The 23,623-nt window shown below is 36.2% G+C and carries 18 protein-coding genes; 7 read left to right on the top strand and 11 right to left on the bottom strand.

What is annotated here, in order from left to right:
- Positions 1-11: 11 nt before the first annotated feature.
- The 6 genes from secG to IEV50_RS12135 all read left to right on the top strand — a co-directional run bounded on the left by secG (position 12) and on the right by IEV50_RS12135 (position 10,284).
- Positions 12-371: a preprotein translocase subunit SecG gene (gene secG, locus IEV50_RS12160; protein WP_123207003.1), complete on the top strand. Its 360-nt coding sequence runs from the start codon at positions 12-14 to the stop codon at positions 369-371.
- A gap of 426 nt (positions 372-797) precedes the next feature.
- Positions 798-1,088, top strand: coding sequence for a co-chaperone GroES (locus tag IEV50_RS12155; RefSeq protein WP_188414643.1), 291 nt, complete (start codon positions 798-800; stop codon positions 1,086-1,088).
- A gap of 126 nt (positions 1,089-1,214) precedes the next feature.
- Positions 1,215-2,852 (top strand): chaperonin GroEL, encoded by a 1,638-nt coding sequence (gene groL, locus IEV50_RS12150; protein WP_188414641.1) that lies wholly within the window; start codon positions 1,215-1,217, stop codon positions 2,850-2,852.
- Between the two features lie 323 nt (positions 2,853-3,175).
- Positions 3,176-8,578, top strand: a complete 5,403-nt coding sequence (locus IEV50_RS12145; RefSeq protein ID WP_188414639.1) for a DUF8696 domain-containing protein — start codon at positions 3,176-3,178, stop codon at positions 8,576-8,578.
- Entirely contained in the window at positions 8,575-9,600 is a 1,026-nt protein-coding gene (locus IEV50_RS12140) for a PorP/SprF family type IX secretion system membrane protein (protein ID WP_229746718.1), read from the top strand. The genes IEV50_RS12145 and IEV50_RS12140 overlap by 4 nt, the downstream gene beginning before the upstream one ends.
- A 24-nt stretch (positions 9,601-9,624) precedes the next feature.
- Positions 9,625-10,284, top strand: a complete 660-nt coding sequence (locus IEV50_RS12135; RefSeq protein WP_188414630.1) for an MgtC/SapB family protein — start codon at positions 9,625-9,627, stop codon at positions 10,282-10,284.
- Positions 10,285-10,286: 2 nt separating this feature from the next.
- On the opposite strand, the gene IEV50_RS12130 is transcribed toward IEV50_RS12135, so the two are convergent.
- Entirely contained in the window at positions 10,287-13,991 is a 3,705-nt protein-coding gene (locus tag IEV50_RS12130) for a restriction endonuclease subunit S (protein ID WP_188414627.1), read from the bottom strand.
- 209 nt (positions 13,992-14,200) lie between these two features.
- On the opposite strand from IEV50_RS12130, the gene IEV50_RS12125 reads away from it, so the two are divergent.
- The gene (locus IEV50_RS12125) at positions 14,201-15,628 is read left to right on the top strand and encodes an L-serine ammonia-lyase (RefSeq protein ID WP_188414618.1); all 1,428 of its coding nucleotides are present in this window, start codon (positions 14,201-14,203) and stop codon (positions 15,626-15,628) included.
- Between the two features lie 195 nt (positions 15,629-15,823).
- Here IEV50_RS12125 and IEV50_RS12120 read toward each other — a convergent pair whose 3' ends face one another.
- The 10 genes from IEV50_RS12120 to IEV50_RS12075 form a co-directional block, all read right to left on the bottom strand.
- Entirely contained in the window at positions 15,824-16,774 is a 951-nt protein-coding gene (locus IEV50_RS12120) for an AEC family transporter (RefSeq protein WP_229746717.1), read from the bottom strand.
- 30 nt (positions 16,775-16,804) lie between these two features.
- Complete coding sequence (locus tag IEV50_RS12115) at positions 16,805-18,031, bottom strand: DEAD/DEAH box helicase (RefSeq protein WP_188414609.1); 1,227 nt, start codon at positions 18,029-18,031, stop codon at positions 16,805-16,807.
- 486 nt (positions 18,032-18,517) lie between these two features.
- Positions 18,518-18,961 (bottom strand): Hsp20/alpha crystallin family protein, encoded by a 444-nt coding sequence (locus IEV50_RS12110; protein WP_188414607.1) that lies wholly within the window; start codon positions 18,959-18,961, stop codon positions 18,518-18,520.
- A 55-nt stretch (positions 18,962-19,016) separates the two neighbouring features.
- Entirely contained in the window at positions 19,017-19,400 is a 384-nt protein-coding gene (locus tag IEV50_RS12105; protein ID WP_188414605.1) for a glycosyltransferase, read from the bottom strand.
- 8 nt (positions 19,401-19,408) lie between these two features.
- Positions 19,409-19,636: a hypothetical protein gene (locus tag IEV50_RS12100; RefSeq protein ID WP_188414603.1), complete on the bottom strand. Its 228-nt coding sequence runs from the start codon at positions 19,634-19,636 to the stop codon at positions 19,409-19,411.
- Positions 19,637-19,640: 4 nt separating this feature from the next.
- On the bottom strand, positions 19,641-19,910 hold the full coding sequence (locus IEV50_RS12095; protein WP_188414601.1) for a hypothetical protein: 270 nt from the start codon (positions 19,908-19,910) through the stop codon (positions 19,641-19,643).
- 315 nt (positions 19,911-20,225) lie between these two features.
- Positions 20,226-20,570 carry a hypothetical protein gene (locus IEV50_RS12090; RefSeq protein ID WP_188414599.1) on the bottom strand — a complete coding sequence of 115 codons (345 nt, stop codon included), beginning with the start codon at positions 20,568-20,570 and terminating at the stop codon, positions 20,226-20,228.
- Between the two features lie 11 nt (positions 20,571-20,581).
- The gene (locus IEV50_RS12085) at positions 20,582-21,133 is read right to left on the bottom strand and encodes an RNA polymerase sigma factor (RefSeq protein WP_188414598.1); all 552 of its coding nucleotides are present in this window, start codon (positions 21,131-21,133) and stop codon (positions 20,582-20,584) included.
- A gap of 591 nt (positions 21,134-21,724) precedes the next feature.
- The gene (locus IEV50_RS12080) at positions 21,725-22,660 is read right to left on the bottom strand and encodes a TolB family protein (protein WP_188414596.1); all 936 of its coding nucleotides are present in this window, start codon (positions 22,658-22,660) and stop codon (positions 21,725-21,727) included.
- Between the two features lie 85 nt (positions 22,661-22,745).
- Positions 22,746-23,504 (bottom strand): DUF4197 domain-containing protein, encoded by a 759-nt coding sequence (locus IEV50_RS12075; RefSeq protein WP_188414594.1) that lies wholly within the window; start codon positions 23,502-23,504, stop codon positions 22,746-22,748.
- Positions 23,505-23,623: the final 119 nt, after the last annotated feature.

The raw sequence follows: 23,623 nt of genomic DNA, 5'->3' as shown, positions 1-23,623 counted from the left end.
TATATTTTATCATGATAACCTTTTTAATCATTTTATTAATTGTTGCTTGTGTGGCTTTAGGCTTATTTGTATTGGTACAAAACCCTAAAGGTGGTGGTTTAGCAACTGGTGGTGGCACCAGCAATATGTTTGGCGTACAACGTACAGGTGATGTTTTAGAAAAAGGTTCGTGGGTATTACTAGCACTTATTGTTGTTTTAACTTTATCGATTACTACTATTGCTAAAACAAACAACGGCGCAGCAGCAACTGGAAATACAGAAATTCAAGACCGTTTAAATAAAATGCCTTCTCCATCTCCACTAGGTGGCGGTGCAACTAATAACGCTACTCCTGTACAACCTGCACCAGCAGATACGACTAAAAAATAGTTAAGACTAAAGAAATATTGAAAAGCTTTCCTCAAAAGGGAAAGCTTTTTTGTTATAAGATTATATAGTTAAGAGTTTTGATGTACGGCTTTTATAAAAATGTTATTCTGGACTTATAAAGGAAGTTTAAATAAGCATTATGTTGTGTGATTATTTTTCACAGTGGTAAAAATCACACATAAACAAATGTTAAATTATGTATTTATCTGCGTAATTAGCGATATCTGCGGGATAACTATAGATGCATAAAACACTATTAGCCTAATTACCTTCTGCCAAGCTGACACCCAAAATTTCCAATATTCGCCATTTGTTTAAAAATTTGACAGTACAGGTGAAAATTTGTCCCTGCGAAGCTATTGGCATAAAAAGTGTAATTGCATGCTTAGTTAAAAACTTAAATCAAAATAAAAAATAATAAAAGTTATGGCGTTAAACCTTAAACCAATTGCTGGCAGTTCGAACAGAGTAATCGTTGAACCGGCTGCGGCAGAAGAAAAAACTGCATCGGGTTTGTATATCCCTGATACTGCAAAAGAAAAACCATCTAAAGGAACTGTAGTTTCTGTTTCTGAAGAAGATTCTGAAGGTAAAAAAGCGAATGTAAAAGTTGGCGATGTTGTAATTTATGGTAAATACGGTGGTACCGAATTCCCTTACGAAGGTAAAGATTACTTAATTATGCGTGAAACCGACATTTACGCTGTTGTTGGATAAAAATTAATGATTGAATGACTGAGTTTCGAATTAGTGAATTCAGCATAAAGTCAGAAAAAAATTATAAAAGAATAGAGAGGAATATTCAATCATTCACTCACATAATCATTCAAAATTCAAAAAGAAATGTCAAAACAAGTAAAATATAACGTAGAAGCACGCGATGCCCTGAAAAGAGGTGTTGATATTCTTGCAAATGCAGTAAAAGTAACATTAGGCCCGAAAGGACGTAACGTAATTATCGATAAAAAATTCGGTTCTCCAGCAATTACTAAAGATGGTGTAACTGTTGCAAAAGAAATCGAATTGAAAGATGCGGTTGAAAATATGGGTGCTCAAATGGTTAAAGAAGTTGCATCTAAAACAGCTGATATTGCTGGTGATGGTACAACAACTGCAACAGTTTTGGCTCAGGCAATTATAACTACAGGTATTAAAAACGTTGCTGCGGGTGCAAATCCAATGGATTTAAAACGTGGTATTGATAAAGCAGTTGCTGCTGTTGTAGAAAATTTAAAATCTCAATCTCAAGCGGTTGGTGATGATAATAATAAAATTAAACAAGTTGCATCCATCTCAGCAAATAATGATGAGGTTATCGGTTCGTTAATTGCTGAAGCAATGAGCAAAGTTGGTAAAGATGGTGTAATTACTGTGGAAGAAGCAAAAGGTACTGAAACCGAAGTGAAAACAGTTGAAGGTATGCAATTTGACAGAGGTTATTTATCTCCGTATTTTGTAACCAATGCTGATAAAATGGAAGCGGAATTAGAAAGCCCTTACATTTTAATCTACGACAAAAAAATTAGCAACATGAAAGAATTGTTGCCGGTTTTAGAAAAAACTGTTCAAACTGGTAAACCTTTGGTTATCATTTCTGAAGATTTAGATGGTGAAGCCTTAGCTACTTTAGTGGTTAACAAAATCCGTGGGTCATTAAAAGTTGTTGCTGTTAAGGCTCCAGGTTTTGGCGATAGAAGAAAAGCAATGTTAGAAGACATCGCAATTTTAACTGGTGGTATTGTTGTATCAGAAGAAAGAGGTTACAAATTAGAGAATGCAGATTTAACTTATTTAGGTTCGGCTGAAAAAGTTGTTGTTGATAAAGACAATACAACGGTAATTAATGGCGCTGGTAACTCTGAAGATATTAAATCTCGTGTTAGCCAGATTAAAGCTCAAATTGAAACGACTACATCTGATTACGATAAAGAAAAATTACAAGAGCGTTTAGCTAAGTTGGCTGGCGGTGTTGCAGTTCTTTATGTAGGTGCAGCCAGTGAAATTGAAATGAAAGAGAAAAAAGACCGTGTTGATGATGCTTTACATGCAACTCGTGCGGCTGTAGAAGAAGGTATTGTTGCCGGTGGTGGTGTTGCTTTTATCCGTGCGGTAGAAGCTTTAGCTAACCTAAAAGGTGCAAACGAAGATGAAAATACTGGTATCCAGATTATTCGTCGTGCGATTGAAGAACCATTACGTCAGATTTGCGAAAACGCAGGTATTGAAGGTTCTATTGTAGTTCAAAAAGTTAAAGAAGGTACTGCAGATTTCGGTTATAATGCCCGTACTGATGTTTACGAAAACTTAATTGGCGCTGGTGTTATCGACCCAACTAAAGTAAGTCGCGTAGCATTGGAAAATGCAGCATCAATCGCAGCGATGTTATTAACTACCGAAGTTGTTTTAGCAGACGAACCTGAAGAAGGTGGCGCTGGTGCTCATCCTCCAATGGGCGGTGGTGGCATGGGTGGTATGATGTAATTAACCACTCGCTTAAAACTTACGTGTAAAATTAAATCCCTCAAAACTAAAGTTTTGGGGGATTTTTTATTGTAAAAAACGCTCAGAATAGCCTTTATGTAAAAAATTCAATACATAAGTCATCCGCTTTCATGTAAAGTTTTTAATGAAGCTTTAAAGTTTTTGTATTTTAGAAATTGAACAGTTGAAGAAAAATAATATCGAATAAATATTTACCAAACAAATTAATGATTTAGTTGCCCATTCGGCTTTATCGCAATTGGCGGGTTATATTTCTTTGCAAAATTTCTTCTTTTAAAACAATTCCCTATTGTTAAAGATTTATGAAGACCTGGTGTAGAAAAACTTTGCGTACAGCTACTATTTTCTCGGCCTTTTTGTTTTTTGCAGCTTCGGCTAAAGCACAGTTAACAAATGTTGTGGTTGATCCTGGACCCTACGGAGATGGTAATAATATTACCGCTACTTTCAAGATAGATCCAAATACCTGTATAACACCTGGTAATTCATTTCGATTGGTTCTATCCGATGCTAATGGAAATTTTGCGCCAGGTACGCAGATTGGTGCTTACAATGGATTTTATTCAACTTATGTAAATGGAATAATTCCGGCTGGAACACCTGCGGGAACTGGCTATAGGCTACGTGTAGAGTCTACAACTCCGGGTTCAATAAGCACAATTTCTAATGCTTTTGAAATTAAGTCAGGGCTAACTACCACGGCAAAGATTTCATCAGCATTTTTAAAAGCTGGAGACGTTGAAACAATTGGAGCATGTATTACTTCTGACAATAAAAATTTCATTCTTACAAACGAGTCAACACTTGGCACGACAGTAACTGCTTCTATAACAGATGAGATTAATGGTGGAACGCCTACAGATATAACCTTCGGATCTTCAGGATTTGCCTCTTTCACTGCTCATCTTGCCCATTACACAATTGTTGTAAAGGCAGTAAGCCCAGATGGAACTGTTGCTACAAAATCTTACCTGATTATTAATAACCCAATTATAACTACTTTTACAACCTCTGGAAATAATATTGTTTGTCTTCCGCTTGGATTTCTGGAATTTCAGGTTAATACCTCTGCGCTGGGAATTAAAAATAACTTTCCCGGCGATGTGTACAGAGTAAATTGGGGTGATGGGCAAACATCTATTTATACCTATTGTGATATTGTTAGCAGCGGTGGTATCGTAAGACATCAATATAACAAATCCTCCTGCGGGCAAAACTCGACTGGCAGCAGCGGTACAATTTACAATGTTTTTGATGTCGTGGTTCGGGTAAATAATTCTTTTTGTGGAGATATAGGGACTGCTGTTTCTACGACTGCGAAGGTGGTGATTAAAGATGTCAATAGCTTTACTTTTGATAATCCAGGATGTACCGCAACTACTATCACTTTTAAAAATACCTCCATTGTCGGCGAAAATCCTAATACTACTTCACCTGGCTGTACCCCAAATAATGTTACGTATAATTGGTATGTTGACGGCACGATTACACAGCCCAACAAACCCAGATCGTATGACTTTATTGCAACTTTTCCTACACATGGTACTCATGTAATCAGGTTGGAGTCTAACAGTTCCGGATCTTGTAATGCTGAACCAGTAGAGTTTACAATCTGCATTCAGGATCCTCCAAAACCGGCTTTTACATTACCGTCAAACTTAATCTGTACACCCGGTACATTACAGGCAACAAACACGTCGGTAATCGATCCAACTTGTGCTGCTACAAATAATTACAAATGGACAGTTACCCCTGCCGTAACGTATGCCGGTGGAACAAATTCCTCCAGCACAGATCCCTTGTTCAACTTTACTTCCCCCGGAACATATGTAATTTCACTTAGCATAACAACCTCCTCGTGTGGTATTATTTCATCGGCACCGCAAACTGTAATTGTTAATGCACAACCAACAACTGTTCTTTCTCCGGATATATCATTATGTAATTTAGCAACCTACGATTTTAATCCGACAACTACCGGGCCTACAAAAACAACATTTACAGGGACAACCGCTCCAACAGTTGGTATATACCTTTGGACGGTCGATGGGGGGAAATACTCGTTTGATAAGGGTACCACTGCTGCATCTCAATACCCATCAATAAAATTTGAGGAATACGTAGAATATAATGTTTCTGTTACGTATACCAATAATTGTGGAACGGCATTACCAGTAAGTCAAAAACTAACTTTTATTACGGCACCTGTTGTTAATGCTGGTGCTGATCAAACCATTTGCTTCAATACAGCCAACGTTCAGCTTGAAGGAACTATTAGCGGTTCTTCTACCGATAATACCAGTAGCTGGGTGGGTGGTGCAGGACAATTTTTACCAAGTAGAAATGTTTTAAATCCAACTTATGAACCAACAGCAGCAGAAAGATTAGCTGGTAGCGTAAATTTAATTTTAAGAAAGTCGACCGGTTTAACAGGTGTTTGCGCTACTGTTGATGATGAAATTGTTATCAAAATAAATCCGGCTATCAACGTTACAAGTGCTGCAACAAAGGTGATATGTTCTGGTACAGCAGTTAATTACACACCGACTAGTAATGTTGTTGGTGCAACTTATTCCTGGTCGGCTACCGGAACCACTAATGCTAATGGTTTTTCGGATGGAACAGGAACAATTATAAATGATGTTCTAACAAATAATGATTTATCCGCAGATGCTACCGTAACCTACAAAATCACGCCAACGTTAAACGGATGTACTGGTAGCCCGTTCACCTTTACCGTAACCGTTAAAGCCAAAAGTGTTGGTGGGACAACTGCCACAACGAACAATGATGTTTGTGCAGGAGCAAACAGGGGTAGTATAAGCCTGAGCGGTAATATTGGAAATATTATTCGCTGGGAAAGTTCTATAGATGGTGGGCAAAACTGGATAGCAATTGTTGCTACCACCAATCCTTATGTTTTTTCAAACTTAACCCAAACTATACAATTTAGGGCAGCTGTAAAAAATAGTGTTTGCGATGAAGCTACATCTCAACCGATTACAATTAATGTTAATCCAGCTATTCCTGATGCAATAGCTGGTGCCAATCAAAATTTTTGTGGGGCTAATTCGGCAACTTTGAATGGTAATAAGGTCGATGCACCCTACACGGGGAAATGGACACTAACATCAACCCAAACCGGGGTTGTAATTACCGATCTACTTTTATTTAATACAACAGTTACCGGCTTAGTGCCAGGCGAAACGTACAAATTTAAATGGACCATCTCTGGTGCACCAACTTGTGATCCTAAATCTTCTGAAACAAGCATTATAATTTATCGTAACCTAATTAATACCATTTCAACTACAGCAGCTGAAATTTGTTCGGGGCAAAATACTGTCATAAATGGCGATTTGCCAACAGGTGGAAATGGGCAATATATTTACCAATGGCAAAGCAGTCCTGATGGAAATGCATGGAATGATATCAACGGACAAACCAATAAGGATTTAAATATCCAGGTAACAGCTTCATCATTTTATAGAAGGGTGGTAAATAGCAATGTATGTACATCAAATAGTAACGTTGTAGAAGTTAAGATACTTTTACCGCTCGCCAATAATTCCATCACCGCCGATCAAACCATTTGTTTAGGTACAGCAATTGCAAAAATAGAAGGCTCAATACCAACAGGAGCAAGTGGAACTTACGCTTATCAATGGCAAATAAGCACCAATAATGGCAGTACATGGATAGATATTGCAGGAGAAAATAATCAAGATTTTACACCAACAATACTTCAAGTTACAACTTTGTATAGGCGAGTGGTTGCAAGCGGTCCGTGTTCTGGTTATTTAAGTAATTCAGTTAAGATAACGGTAAATCCACCCGCCAAAGCAGAAATTGTTTTTATAACAGATAAAGGCTGCCCGCCGTTTGTACTTACAGCAGCAAATATAAAAGCAACCCCTTACCCAGATAGAAATGATACATACACCTGGTTTGCAGATAATGTTGAAATCGGAAAAGGCATTGTTTTTCCAGGTTTCACCATTGTTGGAGAAAATAAAACCATTGTAATTAAGTTAGTTGTAACCAGCAGTTTAAACTGTGCTGGAGATGAAACCATTCACACATTTTCAACACAGCAAGATGTAAAGGCTGCATTTACCCAATCGGCAACACAAGGCTGCGGCCCATTGGCGGTTAATTTTATAAATACATCAAACTCATTAACGGCATCCACTTTCAAATGGGATTTTGGCAATGGAATAACTTCCAATTTGGCACAACCAGGTCCGATAACTTTTCAACCAGATCCATCAGGTAAAGATATTACTTACACCATAACCTTAAGTGCAGTAACGCCATGTGGTACAACTACAGCTACATCAACAGTATTTGTACAAGGAAAACCGGTTTCTATCTTCAGTCCTGATAAAACTTCGGGTTGCTCACCATTGCTGATAAATTTCAGCAACACATCCCCGGTAAGCTCTGGTACAACTTATACGTATGATTTTAACGATGGTTCGCCTGTTGTAGTTACTAACGATAGAAGTTCTGTCAATCACCTGTTTACAACCCTAGCGGTTAGAGATTACATCATAACAATGACGGCAGAAAATGCATGTGGAAAAAGCACTTCAAGCTATACTTTGAGGGTATCGCCTAATGATATTACCCCTGAGCTGGTTGTAAACGCAGGAGAACTAAGAGGCTGTGCGCCACTAACGGTTAATTTTTATAACAATACAAAAGGTGCAGACAGATTTGTTTATGATTTTAGTGATGGAACAGGTACGCAGGTCACCAATTCTGCCCCTGAAATCGTAAAGCATACATTTACAAAACCAGGCACCTACACCGTAACACTTTATGCAGCCAATGATTGCTCGAATGCACAAACTACCGAAACAATTGTTGTTTTAGAGCAGCCAACAGTAGGCTTTGTAGCCGATAAAACCATAGGATGCGATGGTACACTGGTGAAGTTTAAAAATTCAAGCAAAAACGCCATAGGTTATAAGTGGGATTTTGGAGATGGAACAACTTCTGCAGAATTTGAACCCGATCATCTTTATAAAGGATCGGGGATAAAGTATACCGTTACGCTTACTTCTACAAACCTAATAGGTTGTACCAATACGCTAACAATACCAGATTATATTAATATTATTGCGCCACCACAATCTATTTTTACCGTTTTACCAGGAAATGAGCTATCCATTCCAAACTTTACCTTTAGTTTTAGAGATGCAAGCATAAATGGTGCAGGTAGCTGGGAATGGAATTTTGGCGACGGCACAAAATCGACCTTACAAAGTCCAGCACATACTTACGCCAACGTTGGTGATTATACTGTATCGCTAAAAGTGATAAATAAGGAAGGTTGCGCATCTACATCGACACAGGTAGTTAGAATAATTGGTGTTCCCGGATTTCTATATGTTCCAAATTCATTTATGCCAGCAAGCCAGAAAAATGAACTCCAAACTTTTAAGGCAAAAGGCAGGGGTATTGACAATTGGACAATGACTGTTTTTAACAAGTGGGGGCAAGTTTTGTGGGAAACAACAAAATTAAGCGATGGTGCGCCTTTGGAAGGCTGGGATGGCAAATATAATGGTCAGGAGCAACCGCAAGGCGTTTATTTCTGGAAAATTGATTTGAAGTTTATTAATGGCGGCGAGTGGAAGGGGATGACTTATGATTCATCTGCCCCTAAAAAAACAGGAAACATATATTTAATAAGATGATGAAGGGCAGTTGGATTAATTTATTTATATTGATAATGGTATTGCCTTTATTTTCAATGAGTCAGGATCATATTTATTCTCAATTTTATAACTCACCGATTTATTTAAATCCGGCATTAACAGGTCAGTTTGAGGGTGATATCCGATTTAATGCTTTATACAGAAACCAATGGACTGGTCTTTCTGGCGATTTTTCTTACATGAGTGCTTCTGCTGATTTAAACCTGCAAAAGTTAAATAGCGGTGTAGGCTTAATTTTTAACAGAAGCAGTGAAGGAACCGCATATTTACAAAAAAATAATATCGCTTTAAGCTATTCTTACATTATCAGTGGCGATGATTTTACGCTTTCTTTCGGTCTGCAAGGAGGAATAACCAATCAAAAATTAAACTGGGACAGGCTGGTATTCGGAGATCAGATTGATGTAACAGCAGGAATTATTCCGGGCATCATTTCAGGAGCTGAAAGGCCAAATATCGATAGCAGGTTTTACTTTGATGCAGCCGCTGGTGGAAATATGGTTTACAAGAATTTTATGGTAGGCCTGGGTTTGCATCATTTAAATCGCCCTGATGAATCTCTGGCAGGCTTCCAGGCTAAATTGCCCATGAGGATTTCGGGTAACCTGAGCTATAAACTGACTTTAATTCCAGACCAATACGATAGAGACGGAACCTACCTCATTCCTTCTATCGTGGCCTACAAACAGCAAAATGTAACCTCGTTTAGTTTTGGCACACAATTTAAATATGCGGGTATAAATGCAGGGATTTGGTATCGAAATGATGGCAATTCTAATGGAAACGATGCAATAGTTTTCTCCGTGATATTCGATATTTTTAACAGACGAACAAATGGAGAAAAATTCAGAATTGGAATTAGCCACGATGCCACAACATCCAAAATAAATTATACAAACACTGGAGGAACTTCCGAAATCGGACTTGGCTATGAAAAATATTGGCTTAATAGTAGCAATTCTGGCCGTGCAAATGGCCTAAGATGTTACGATTTTTACTAATTTGCCATTTCTAATCAATAGGCAATGAATGATATATTAGATAACAGTCATTTTCTCACACAGAGTGAAGTCAATAAATTTCTTTTAGCAACATTGCTCTGTGGTTTAATTGGTGCTGAACGAGAATATAGAAGTAAATCTGCAGGGTTAAAAACCATGATGATGATTGGTTTGGGTGCAGCGCTATTTACCATTCTTTCCATAAAAATAGGGTCAGCCAGTCAGGATAGAATCGCATCAAATATTGTTACTGGAATAGGTTTTTTGGGTGCTGGTGTAATTTTTAAGGAGGAAAACCGCGTTAAAGGTTTAACTACAGCATGCATTATCTGGATTGTTGCAGCCATCGGAATGGCGGTTGGGTCTGGTTATTATGAGCAAGCCATTGGTGTAACTGCGGTTGTACTTTTGGCACTTATCATTTTTCCTTTTTTAGAAGAAATTGGCGATCGCAGGTTCACAAAACGCATTTACCGTATTGTTAAAAAGCAACATATGCAAGGCGATTTAGAAAGCTATGAAGAAGTTTTTAAAGAGAATAAACTTAAACCTCAACGCGGAAAGCATCAATTGGTTAATAATACGATTACCGGGAACTGGGTTGCTACCGGAACACCTAAAAATCATAAAATATTTGTGGAACGGATGTTAAAAGATAAAGATATTTTAGAGTTTGATTTTTAGGGCTATAAGTACTTCTTTAAAACCGCTTCTTTTTGTTTTGGAATTTCAGCAATTTCTTTTTCTAAAATAGTAATCTTAGTTTCTATTTTTTCAATTTCAGAAACTATTTTTTGTTGTTCGGAAAGAGACGGAACACTTATTTCTATTGGTTTTAAGTTCATAACTGAAAGACCTGGTTGTGCTGTTCCAGTTGCATATTGATTTAAATTGATCTCAACTAATTTATAATGTAACCAAGTAGAATCAATATCTGACAAAGGAGTTGCAACTAAAGCGTGTTCTGTAGCATGAAATTTACCCTCAACTAAATGAACATTTCCACACAAAGCACCTTGTCTACCTACTAATGAAAATTTTCCTTCATGAGTAAAAGTTTTTACATAACCTCTCAAACCATTTCCTCCAAAACATGGAAATAAATTTTCATTTTCCTCTTTGCTAATATCCCCAACTTTTACAAAGTCTCCAGCTTTTAATTCACAAATCTCATCAAGTCTTTTAATTGTAGTTTTAACATTAAGATTGAAAATTTCATTCGATTTTACTTTAAACTTCTCAACTTCATCTTTTACTTTCTTTTCTTTTGCTTCTAAAACTTCAATTTCAGAAACAATTTTTTGTTGAATGTCTATTGGTGGAAGTGGGATTTTTAAAGCTTTTAAATTAGCAGAATTTAAGCTTGCTTGATTAGCCGCTTTAATAGCATATTTCTGCATTTCAAAAATAAATTCTTTAACTTTAAATATTTCTGAAGCGTATTTTGCTAAAACTTTTGATTTGTCAGGTCTAAACCTTAATAAGTTTACACCGTGAACAATTTTTTCATCTAGATTGAAATAAGCTGTTTTCCCTAAATGTTCAACACTGTTTATATGACTTAAAAGAATATCTCCTTTTTGTAAGAAATCGTTTTCTAAAACTTTATCTGTTGTCCATTTTGTTGCGTTAATATTAAAAGTAGCATCTGCAATTGACTCAATTCTAGAAACTCTATAATCTCCAATTTCATCACTTTGGGCAACATTCTTACCATTTTTTATTTCAATAAAAACGTTCTCAACTTTATCTTGTTGATATTTGGAATCAATAACTACTTTTTTTTTAACCGAAAGTGAAATATTTTTTTCAAAATCCACTCGGTCAAAAGTCAACATATCTACTAAATTGTGGCGAGAAACGTTATTTTGCATTACTTCATCTATCGGGAAATCATAATCTCCTGCAAAGGCTTTGTAAATGTAAGTACTTGCTTTTTCAGGGTTATCAAAAACTTCTGAGTCAAAAAGCTTGGTACAATCTTCTATATTTTTACCTCGTTGTATCGGGTGAATTCCTTCGCTTCCTCTTCTGTTAGAAAATTCGTAACCTAAAAAACGTTTTTCAGCATCTTTTTCACCACTTTTTATCAAAACAACTTTCTGTTTGTAAGCAATAATGAAGTAATAGAGTTTGTCTAATTCTTTATCTAAAAGCAAATTAAAAAACTCTTTGTCATTTTTAGATTTTAGTTTCTTTTGGTATTCTTTATAAATCTCGTGTTCAATAATTGCTTTATTTGGTTCTTTTTTCAAAAGAGAAATATAATCCTCAAAAGAAATACCTTCCCAAACGTGATTGATGTATTTTGCAACCGGTTTTTCGATTCCATTTATAGTTACATCTTGAAAATTGGTAAAGAATTTTTCGACCGCAATTTTAATGTTCGCACTTTCGTAGTTGTTTCTTCTTCTTAGAAACAACGTAACTGTATTGGTTCCGGTTGCCATAAAAGTATTAGAACCCAATTCTGTAATTCCGACAAGATCAAAATACTGCAGAATAATTTCGCGAGATTTAGAATAAATTCCGGTATTACTCAAAATTGAACTTGGTAAAATAATCCCGGCAACGCCACCATCTTTTAATAACTGTTTGGTACGCTCAATAAACAAACATTCTATTTCTGAACTGTTGTCGGTAAGTTTATTATACAAATCAAAATCGCCATCTTTATAAAATGAACGAGCAGAATTTTTAAACGCAGAAACAGAATACGGCGGATTTGATACAATGATATCAAACTGTTTGTTTTCCTGAGGAAAATCTTTGTCTTTATTTAATAATTTACCTTTATAATCGGGATGTGAAAAATTAGCCAAACCATCCGAATGAATGACATTTGCTAAACCATCGCCGTGTAAATAACAACCAACTTTACCAACTTTTACTAATCGATAATCTTTTTCAATTCCGTAAACATATTGTATTGCCCAAGCAAAATGGTCGTCTTTCCAATTTCTAATTTTTGTAGCAACGCTTGGTGAATATTTTTTATCATCTTTTTTATCCAATAAACGTTGCATTTCGTGCATTGTTTCGGTCAAAAAGTGCCCACTTCCAGCTGCATAATCCATTACATAGGGCAAAAGCGTATCATTAGCAATTTTTGCAGAAGCTAATTTGTCTTCTAAAATGGTATCAATTGGCAAACTTTTTATCACAAACTGAGCCACAGGAACAGGTGTAAAAAATTGTCCCGATTCTTGTTTTAATCCAGTTGTTAAGAGGAGTTCGAAAAAGTCTGATAAATATTGTTGTTTTTTGGTGTAGCGTAATTTGTATTTTTCTAATAATTGCACAATTTCTTTAACAACAACCGCATTTTCATTAAACGATTGTTCATCATAAACATCTTTAATGGCAAATTCATTGTTTTTCTCTAATCTCAATTTTCGAAATTCTTCAATAATTGGATTTCTTTGTTCTTCGGTTAAAGTTGGAAAACGGTTTTTGAATTCAGTTTCAGAAAAATCAGTAACTACTTTTTCTAAAAACTCGTACATTCCATTTTTGTACAAATCGGTCAACCTCAATTGGAAAGTTCTATGAGTATCAATTCCTTCCAACCACTGAAAACCTAATTCATTATTAGTTCCTTCGTTGGTTTTTTCATCGTATATTTTACAAAGAAATAACGTGAAAATTCTATTAAAAGCATTTCCTTTATCAGAAACAACGTTATGACGCAAAATTTCTAAGAAACGATTAAAGATAAAACTACTGTCTTCCTGTCTTATTTCTTCTAAATCGTTTATTGTTAAGGCTTTGCTTTCGAAATTATACGGATTTACCCAAGAATCAAAAACTCCATTGTCTTTGGTTAATTTATTCCATTTTTCATAGAAATCTTTTACATCACCAGTTCTGTAGTCATCTTCAATTTTTATTATTTCGTTTCTGTAAACTAAATCATTTCCTTTTAATTCGGAAGCATACAACATAATGACATCTGCCTTGTTGCTGAATTTGAAATAGGTAAATAATTGACCTCCATCTTTATTAATTCGATTAAATTCTTTGTCGAATTCTTTTCCGTAAGTTTTACACTCAATCAATAAATATTCTGAACCATCATCACGAGTAACGCAAATATCTAATCGTCCTGAAAACCCATGACCAGCGGGATAAACTTTTTCTAATGAAATATTTTCTGGCTTATAACCTTTTTGAAGAAGTCTATTTACACATTCTAAAACTACCCAATCTTCGGGTTTAGTTATATTTTGAGAATCTTTTTCGCCAATTTTTATTTTCCCACCAAAATGAAAAGTATTTTTTTCAAAATCGATTTCAATACTTTGATCCTCAGAATATTTTTTAATAAAAATTCCTGAAACATTTTCTTTCGGTATAAAACCTAATTTTAAAGCAAAATCTTTAGTAGGCATTTTTAGTCTTTGACGTTAATCTAATAAAAATTAAAAAATCTATTCAAGTTAGTTTTTAACAACTAACAAATATAGTTTAATTACTAATATTTTTAGCTAAAAATTCCTAATTTAAATTCAGCTGCAAACCTAGCTAAAATTTGTAAAACTATCATAGATTTGTATAACGGATTCAGCCCTAAATTGATAATCTGTAACTAACTAAATCCATGATTAAAGAACAAATTTCGGTTTTCGATATTTTTAAAATTGGCATAGGTCCATCAAGTTCCCATACATTGGGTGCTTGGCGTGCTGCCCAACAATTTACTGCATCGTTAAAAGAAAATAATTTTTTGGCTGATGTAGAAATGATCAAAATATTGCTGTATGGCTCGCTTGCTAAAACAGGTAAAGGCCATGGAACTGATGTTGCTATTTTATTGGGTTTAACTGGTGCCGACCCTGTTACTTTCGATGTTGATGCGGTTACACCAACTTTCGAAGCAATTAAAAAAGATAAGAAACTAAGCCTTGCCGGAGATTTAGTTATCGATTTCGATTATACTAATGATTTACTTTTCTTATTTGCCGAAAGTCTTCCTTTTCATCCTAATGCGGTTACTTTTCAGGCCTTCTTAAAAAATGGCAAAGCTTTTTCTGAAACTTATTACTCTATCGGTGGTGGTTTTGTAGTTAAAGAGGGCGAAGATAGCAGCCAAAAAGTTCAGGTAGATTTACCTTTTCCGGTAGAGAAAGCGAAAGAACTTTTGCATTGGTGCTTATCAACAGGATTAAAAGTAAGTGAAATTGTAATGGAGAATGAATTGGCCTGGCGACCAGAATCGGTTACAAAGGCAGGAATTCTGCAACATTTCGCGGTAATGAGGGATTGTACATACCGCGGATGCCATACAACTGGTTTCTTGCCTGGTGGGTTGGACGTTGCCAGAAGAGCGTTCCCACTAAATAAACGCCTGATTGGAAAAAGTGACTATCACGATTATAATTCCTGGATTGAAGCCATTAGAAAAGGTGGAAACGGTTTTAACTATACTTTAGATTGGGTAAGTTGTTTTGCGCTTGCCGTTAACGAAGAAAATGCTTCGTTCGGAAGAGTAGTTACAGCTCCAACAAATGGTGCAGCAGGTGTAATTCCGGCAGTTTTACAATACTTTATTACTTTCTGCGATGGTTATTCTGACGATAAAATAATTCAATTTATTACCTGTGCATCCGAAATTGGAAGCATTTTCAAAAAAGGCGCAACTATTTCAGCGGCGATGGGCGGCTGCCAAGCAGAAATTGGCGTATCTTCTGCGATGGCTGCTGCTGCTTTAACCGAGTGTTTAGGCGGCTCACAAAGGCAAGTTTTAATGGCAGCAGAAATTGCAATGGAGCATCATTTAGGCTTAACCTGCGATCCAATTGGTGGCTTAGTGCAAATTCCTTGCATCGAACGAAATACAATGGGCGCGATTAAAGCAATCACGGCAAGCCAGCTGGCTTTACAAAGTAATCCTGATAAGGCAAAAGTAAGTTTAGATGCTGTTGTTAATACCATGTGGGAAACTGCTTTAGATATGAATGCGAAATACAAAGAAACATCTGATGGTGGCTTGGCGACCAATATTCCCATTAGCTTGCCAGAGTGTTAAAGTCTCACTCCGTTAAAGCTAGTGATTGGGTTAAATTTGTGTGGTCCCTCTCCAAAAGAGAGAGATTTTAAGGTAGTGGTTTTAAATCTAGTGAAAACCTATGCTGCTAACTTATATTTTCTTTAATGTCTTATATGGTAGAATTACTTTGCGCTGATTTGCGAAAAACTTAGCGTTCTTTGCGGCTAAAAAAACCTAAACCACACCCGGATAAGTCAAAACCAACCACCACAAACCTGTTGTTACAAATGATAACAATATCCCAATCCCAACAACTAAATTAGAAACCTTCGGATTTAAGTTATATTGGTCGGCGACAACACCTGCGGTTAACAAAGTTGGCATCGCCATTTCAAAAATGGTTATTTTGGTTATCATGCCATTCATCCCTAAAACCAAGGCGATAACGAAAACCGAAAGTGGTGCTAAAATCAATTTGTATAATAAAGCAAAGCTGATGTGTTTGATTTCACTAAACCAGCCGCCGAATTTGAGTTGCAAACCGATAGAAAATAAAGCTAATGGACCAACCGTACCTGAGAGTTTATCAAACAAAACATCCAGAGCGGATAAATCTAAATACCGAGGTAAAATTAGTGCCAAAATACATCCAATCAATGGCGGAAAAGTCAGCACTTTTTTAAGCACCAACTTTGAATTTAATTTTTGCTGTTGCGAAGAACGAATTGCTAGAATAATCCCAATTGTAGAAAGCAAAGTGAATGTCACTTGGTCGCATATTATGGCAATTGCCAATTCTTTTTCACTAAAATAAGCTATGATTAACGGGAAACCAATAAATGACGTATTGCTTAAAGAACTGACCAGTTTCAGCCCGCCAGATGTTGCCTTGCTAAGCTTGCTAAACTTCGAATACATCGTAATAAATAACCAGCCTAATATCCAAACACAAATAGGAGCTAAGGCAGGAAAAAGTAAATCTTTAGTCCAGGTGATGTGAGGAAGATATTTAAACGAAACCGCTGGTAACGCAATGTAAATTATCCAGGCGTTAATGCCTTTATGCGCATCTTTTGGTAAGGCTTTACTTTTGCGGAAAAGAATTCCTGCAAGAATGCATATACCGATTAGAATAAAATTGGCCATCGAATAAGGGAAAGATAACGATAAAAAGAAAAACGCCATCCAGAAATTCTGTTGACGTTTAAAATGTGCTTAATTTGGATTGCTTGGCTTCGGCTTTTTCTTATGCCAAACCTTTTTCTTACCGTTATTTTGATGAGGTCTTTTTTCTTCCACATGCGTTATTTCCATGGCAGAAATATGCTCAGGTAACGTCATCCTCGGAACTTCTTTTTCAATCAGTTTCTCTATGTTATCAAATTTGCGTTTGTCTCTACCGTTAACTAAAGTTATAGCTGTTCCTTTTGTAGAAGCTCTCGCCGTTCTGCCAATTCTATGAACGTAATCTGCCGGGTCGCCAGGAACATCGTAGTTAATTACCAAATCAATTCCCTCAACATCAATACCACGAGACAAAACATCAGTTCCAATCAAAATGGGCAATCTTCTGTTTTTAAAAGCCAATAAAATATCTTCTCTTTCTTTCTGACCTAAATCCGAATGGAAAGCCTCGGCTTTAATACCTAAACCTCTAAAAGCTTTGTAAAGCGCTTTAACTTTATCTTTGGTAGATACGAAAATTATACTGCTTTTATATGTACCATCTTTAAAAATATCAGTCAATAAAGCTTGTTTCTGCTGGTCGTGAATTAGATAAGCCTGTTGGTTAATTCCTTCTGCAGGTTTTGCAATCGAGATGGTGATTTGTTGTGGTTCATGCAAAATTTTACCCGCCATGGTTCTTATTTTTGGCGCCATGGTAGCCGAAAATAAAAGCGTTTGCCGCTTTTTGGGGAGGTAACTTATAATGCGAATAATGTCATCATAAAACCCCATATCCAACATTCTGTCGGCTTCATCTAAAATTAAATGCTGCAAATGTTCTAGTTTTAAAACACCAGAAGATAAATGTGCCATTAAACGGCCGGGAGTTGCAATAATAACATCAACACCATCACGCATCGAGCGTTTTTGTTGTTCGTATGCAATACCATCGCCGCCACCATAAACTGCCAGTGAGCTGATGTTGGTAAAATATGCTAGTGCCTCAACTTGTAAATCAATCTGTTGCGCAAGCTCGCGTGTTGGCGCTAAAATTAAGGTATTGTTATGCCTATCTTTTGCCTTCATTATTTTGTCCATTACAGGCAATAAATAGCTGGCTGTTTTTCCGGTACCTGTTTGGGCACAAGCAATAAGATCGTGATTATCTAAAATTACCGGAATGGCTTGTTCTTGTATCGGAGTAGCGCTTTTATACCCCATTGCCATCAGGCCTTCGTATAAATCGGGGTTAAAATTAAAGTCGTTAAAATTCAATCTGTTATGTTTTTTATTTCAGCAAAAGTACCTTAAAATACAACGAATAGCAAACCACATTTAAAACTCGACGTGTTAAATGATTTGGAAAGCAATGTTCGGTGTGTTTTGGTTGCGATAGTCCCGCTTTTGCTCCAATCTTTCTTAAACCTATAAGGTTTTTCAAACCTTATAGGTTTAATTGAAAGTATTTCCGCGATAATCGGGTTTAGATAACTCAGTTCAATGCAAGAAATCTAGGTCGCAAAGCGTAAACCCGACCTACGAAGTTTAGTGGGAATAATTAGGTGGAAAATTCATAAGCCTCAAAATTCAATTCCCAAAGAACGTATTAAACTTTTGAAGTTCACCTTTGCTTTTGGCCGTTTAACCTTCGCAAGTTAAACTTACTTTTTCCGCGTCTCCGTGGCAAAAAATCTCTTGGCAGCAAAAAAAAAGCCCCGACTGCAAAACAATCGGGGCCTCAGAAATTATAATAGACGAAACTTAGTTTACTGCGATATCTTTAGCAGGTATATTCGTTTCGGGGTTTTTAGGAAGTGTAATTTTTAAAATTCCGTCAGCATAACTGGCAGATATATTTTCGCTAAGTACTTTTCCGTTTAAAGCAAAAGCCCGCTCAAAAGCACCGTTGCTGTATTCTCTCCTGCTAAATTTCTCAGTAGATTCTGCATCTTCTTTTGGTGTATAAGAAATTGTTAAAACGTCATCTTTGGTTATAACTTTCAAATCTTCTTTTACCAGCGCTGGTGCAAAAAGGTGGATGATGAGACTTTCGTCTGTTTCTTCAATATTTGCCGGTACGCGTCTAAACCCACTACCAAAAATTTCTTGTGCATGCTGTGCAAATCTTCTGTGGTGATGACCACCAAATCTTCTGCCCCAGCCATTATTCATTTTGCCCGAATGGCATCTATTTTCGTTGTACATTTTTTTAATTTTAATTGTTTTTAATCTGTTAATTCATTGCCCGAAGCCAATATTTTTAATTGGAAATGCCATATTGTGTTTTCGGAATTCCCAATAACTGTGTAATGATATTCGCGTACGGATGAGCAGGAGAGAAAACGGCATAATCGAATTTCAATCCTCGTATTTTTTCCACGATATCATCTATAAACTTCATCGGTTCTAATAGCGCCGTAATTAAACCCGATTTTGGTTTCTCCTTTTCTTCTGTTGTATGGAAAACATCCAAATTTTTATTGTATGCTTTAAAATCAGCCCCAATATTTTCGATAGATTGTTTAAATTCATCAGAACTGAAGAAAGTAACCTGCTCCCCTCGAGTAATTAAATCACTTGCCAGGCTTAAATCTGGTTTAACATCACCTTGTGATGGAACGCTTAGAAATAGAACTTGAGACATTGGCTTATTTATTTAATATTGGTGCTATCAATTGGTGCCATCGAGGTATCAACAGCTTTTCTGCTATGGTGACTGAAACCGTTATGTCTGTTTTCGTGGTTGCAATCGTGCTCATGATAATGTCTGTTTTTGAAATCTAACCTATCGCGATAACCATTCATTACAGCGAATGTGTTTAAGCTATAAAATGTTGCTCCTGCAACTGCAAACGCTAATAATATTCTAAATGCTTTCATGGCTCTAATAATTTACATTGATGTTTTGAACAAAACCATTTCCTTTAACTTCAGGCTTATACCATTGATTATCTATTGATACAATTGGAGAGTAGTAATTGCCATAGCTTTCAAAGCTACCATCAATGTAACTACGTTTTCTACCTTTAGAAATCATTTTGAATATCAAGCCGACTAAAAATACGGCAAATATAAATTTGAATATAAAGGGTATGAAGAATGCGGTTGCACCAAGTACAATCCCGAATCCTATTGTTTTTAATATTTGTTTCATGTTATTATCTGTTTATATAATTGGGAAGACGGCAGTATTTAATTTTTACTTTAAAAAAAATAAAAAATGTTTTTTACCACCTTAGAACACATTACCCTGTGAAAGTTGCCAGGAGAAATTAAGCTTGTATAGTCCCTCTCCTTGAAGAAAGGGAAGTCTAAGCTTATGGGTTAAACCAACTGCCTGAAAATGGAAGCCTGTCTGGCGAAGACAAAGAAACACCCCGCCCTGCGGGCACCCCTCTAAAAGAGGGGAATTACAAATCGCAAAGATTACTGCATAAATAAAAAAGCCAGCTGAAAAGCTGGCTTTAAATTATTCCTTATTACGGTGTCCCCAACCGCTACATCTCCGCTTATATTCTTCTTTAAACTTTGCCCGCTCTTCTTCATTCATGCTTTGCCATTTAGAACGCATACCCATAGCCTTTTCACGGAAACGATTATTGCCTCCGCCTTTATTAAAATTACCGAAAAGCAATCGGCATAAGACTAGTAAGCCAAGTGCCTGCCAAAAATTTAATGTTCCGGTGTGTGCTACTTCTGGTAAAATCCAGTTCCATAAATACATTACGGTGTAGCCTAATGCCGTAGCAATTAATGCTATAACAGGGATAAAGAAAAAGAATTTCTTGCCTTTACTAAACTTTCTGTTTCTCATTTCCTTCTAAATTAATAGTTAATAAATTCTTGATATAAATTTTGTAAACGGCTGCGCAAATGTTTCACTGCATAGCCTTTTCTCGATATTAAAGTTTTAATGTTTTCGCCACTTTCATCAGCCAATTCCTGAAAAGTTCTATCTTCCAATTCGTTTTGAACGAAGACATAACGCTGGTTTTCTGGTAATTCTTCTAAAGCTACAAACAGCTGGTCCCAAAAAAGTTTCTTCAAACTTTCCTCTTCAGGCGAAAAAGCTTCTGCTAATAAAATCTCCCTAAAATTAATTTCGCCATCCTCATCCTCGAAACTTAAATCTTCAATAAGCACATCTTTTTGTTTCCGATATTTGTCGGTAATCTTATTTCTTGCCACCCGATAAAGCCATCCACTCATTTGTTCGATAGCTCCCGCCTCGGGTTGGTTGCTCAATTGATACCATACATCCTGTAAAATATCTTCTGCATCCTCATCCGTATTCACCCGCCCACGAATGAAACTGAATAAGCGCTTACCATAATTGGCAACTGTAGAAATTATATTTTGGGATTCGTTTGTTAGCAAAATTTTTTGATTGATAAACCTGTAGACGGATGAAAGTCAATATTACTTTAAATTATTTTAATTTTTTTATTTGCATAGGCCGCACTCGTTTCTCGCTTGTGCGCTTTACACTTCATTTCCTTTGATTTAATAAAAATGGTTTGCAGAGGCATTGCGCTCCAAAAAAAGATTTTATAATTAATTTGATTTAAAGATCTTTTTTTTGGAAATGAACGGTCATTTGCATTTGGCGGTCAGCAGTCCCGCCATTCGCTTTATACCGATGAAAAATCGGTATGCTCGCTGCTGTCGGGTTTAAGAACATTGGCTTGTTGCAAACCGTTAAAAATTAGTATTGCCTTAGCCACCTAGCCCTGGGTGCAGCGGTACCCTGCAGCGAGGAGGCACGACGATGCAAAACGTACAAGCGAAAAACAGGAAGAAATTGATTGGCTTGCAGAAGCATTGCGCTCCAAAAAAAATGTTATTCAACTCTTTGGATTTCCCTCTTGCGAGTACCTACAAGGCTGGGTGGTTCTTATCAACTTTAAATTTGCAAAATTTTAATGGACGCCAAAAGAAAAAGCCTGAGTGGCCAAGACAAACGAAGCCTTACTTCAAAGTTCCTGTTGGGTTTGTTCCTCTATCAACAACCAACTTAGCGTTACCTTTTAAATCAGACACATAAATTTTACTCTGTGTAAAAGGTTTTTCTGTTCCGCTGTAAAAGACTCTATCATCGGCAGTAACAAAAATATAGCTTACCTGCATGCCTTTTGGCGTAAGTCTTTCTACTTTTTTGTTAGATAAATCTAAGGAATAAACCGCTTCACTTGATCCGGTTATCCCATCTAAAGTATCATCATTTCCAGCGTTAAAGATTAATTTTTGTCCATTTTTGGTATAAAAGAAACGATTGCTGCTGGCAATGGTAAAATCTTTACCAATTAAACTGGCAATAGGTTTTGTGTCAATTAATTTCCCTGTAATATCGAAAGTGTAAAGGTTAAACAAATCGTGTCCGATTAATTCCTTTTCATTTTTCCAGGTTGGCGCATAAACATTAATTTTCGAGGCACTATCCAACATTACATAACCTGTGTTATCGGTTTTTATTACTCCAAATTTCCAAATTTTATTACTATTAAAAATGTTAAAAGCAATAGCACTTCCACTTGGCGACCACACCGCCTGGTAATAATTTCCGCTATTTACTTGTAATTGCAACTGACTCTTATTTTCCATATCTGCAACCCAAATCGTTCTATGGCCAGCAGTATCATTAACGGTATAAGCCAATTTATTTCCATCAGGAGAAATGGCTGGGTCTGTTGCCCAACCAAAAGAAATCTGCTTCATGGTATCAATACTGGTAGCTACAATTTTATTACCATCTTGGTAAGCCAAGGCGAAATTTTTATTGCTTAACGAAACGGTATCTAAAATAGCCTTATTGCTGTTATCACTTGGGTGTTCGTTGCCGCAAGCAGTAATTAATCCGCAAGCAAAAACCATAATAGAAGCCGTTTTTATGTTAAATTTCGTCATGTACAATTTTACAAATAGTTTTAAACAAAAAAGATTCAGGCGCTTTCGAAACCTGAATCTTTTTCTTTTATGATTTTACCAAGACTTAACTCTTTTTTCTATCTGCATAACCAAAAACTTTTTGCAGTAATGTCGTGCTTCTTGAGCTTAAGTTTCCTCTAATTTTTAGTTCTTCTTTGGCAACTTCTGTAAACAAGCCATCAATAGCTTTTTGTGTAACGTATTCGGTTAAATTTGTGTTTACGGGCTTAACCAATGGCAGCCTGTTATATTGTGAAGTTAAATCGCTGTAATATTTTGTTGCATTTACCTTATTTAAACTTGTGGTAACAATAGGGCTAAATTTCTGCATCAATTGCGAAGTAGTAACCCTTTTAAAATAATCAGTAGCCGCATCATTATTGCCTAAAAGGATATTTGTGGCATCCGTTAAAGTCATTTGTTTAATGGCTGAAATAAATATTGGTTTGGCTTCTTTTGCAGCATCTTCTGCAGCTCGGTTTAAACTGGTAATTACGTTATCGCATAACGAATTTAACCCAATGCTGCGTAGTGTTTTTTCTACTTTTTGCGCTTCTGGAGGCATTAAAATTTTAACAGCCAGGTTGCCTAAAAAGCCATCTTTCACAGATAGTCTATCGGCACCCGCAGAAACGCCAATTTGCAAAGCTTCTTTAATTCCTTGCCCAATTTCTAAAGTTGAGGGTGTGCCAGTTGCACTTGTTGTTGTGGTTTTTCCGGTAACTTTTTTAAAAATGTCGCTCAACTTTATTTGAGCTTTTACATTGAGATTTGTAAATAATATTAATGCGAGGGATGCAGATAGAATATTAATTTTTTTCATTGTGTGTGTTTAAATGTTTGTTAAGCAAAACAACTGCCATAATCTCTATAAGAAGTTATTTAACCAAAGATAACTCTGATTAAGTTCGTTTAATCTGCAACCTTAGTTTTTAGAACAAA

The sequence above is a fragment of the Pedobacter mendelii genome (genome assembly GCF_014635725.1).
Classification (GTDB): Bacteria; Bacteroidota; Bacteroidia; order Sphingobacteriales; family Sphingobacteriaceae; genus Pedobacter; species Pedobacter mendelii.
The sequence above is the reverse complement of the archived record's forward strand: the minus strand, read 5'-3'. Positions and strand labels throughout refer to the sequence as shown.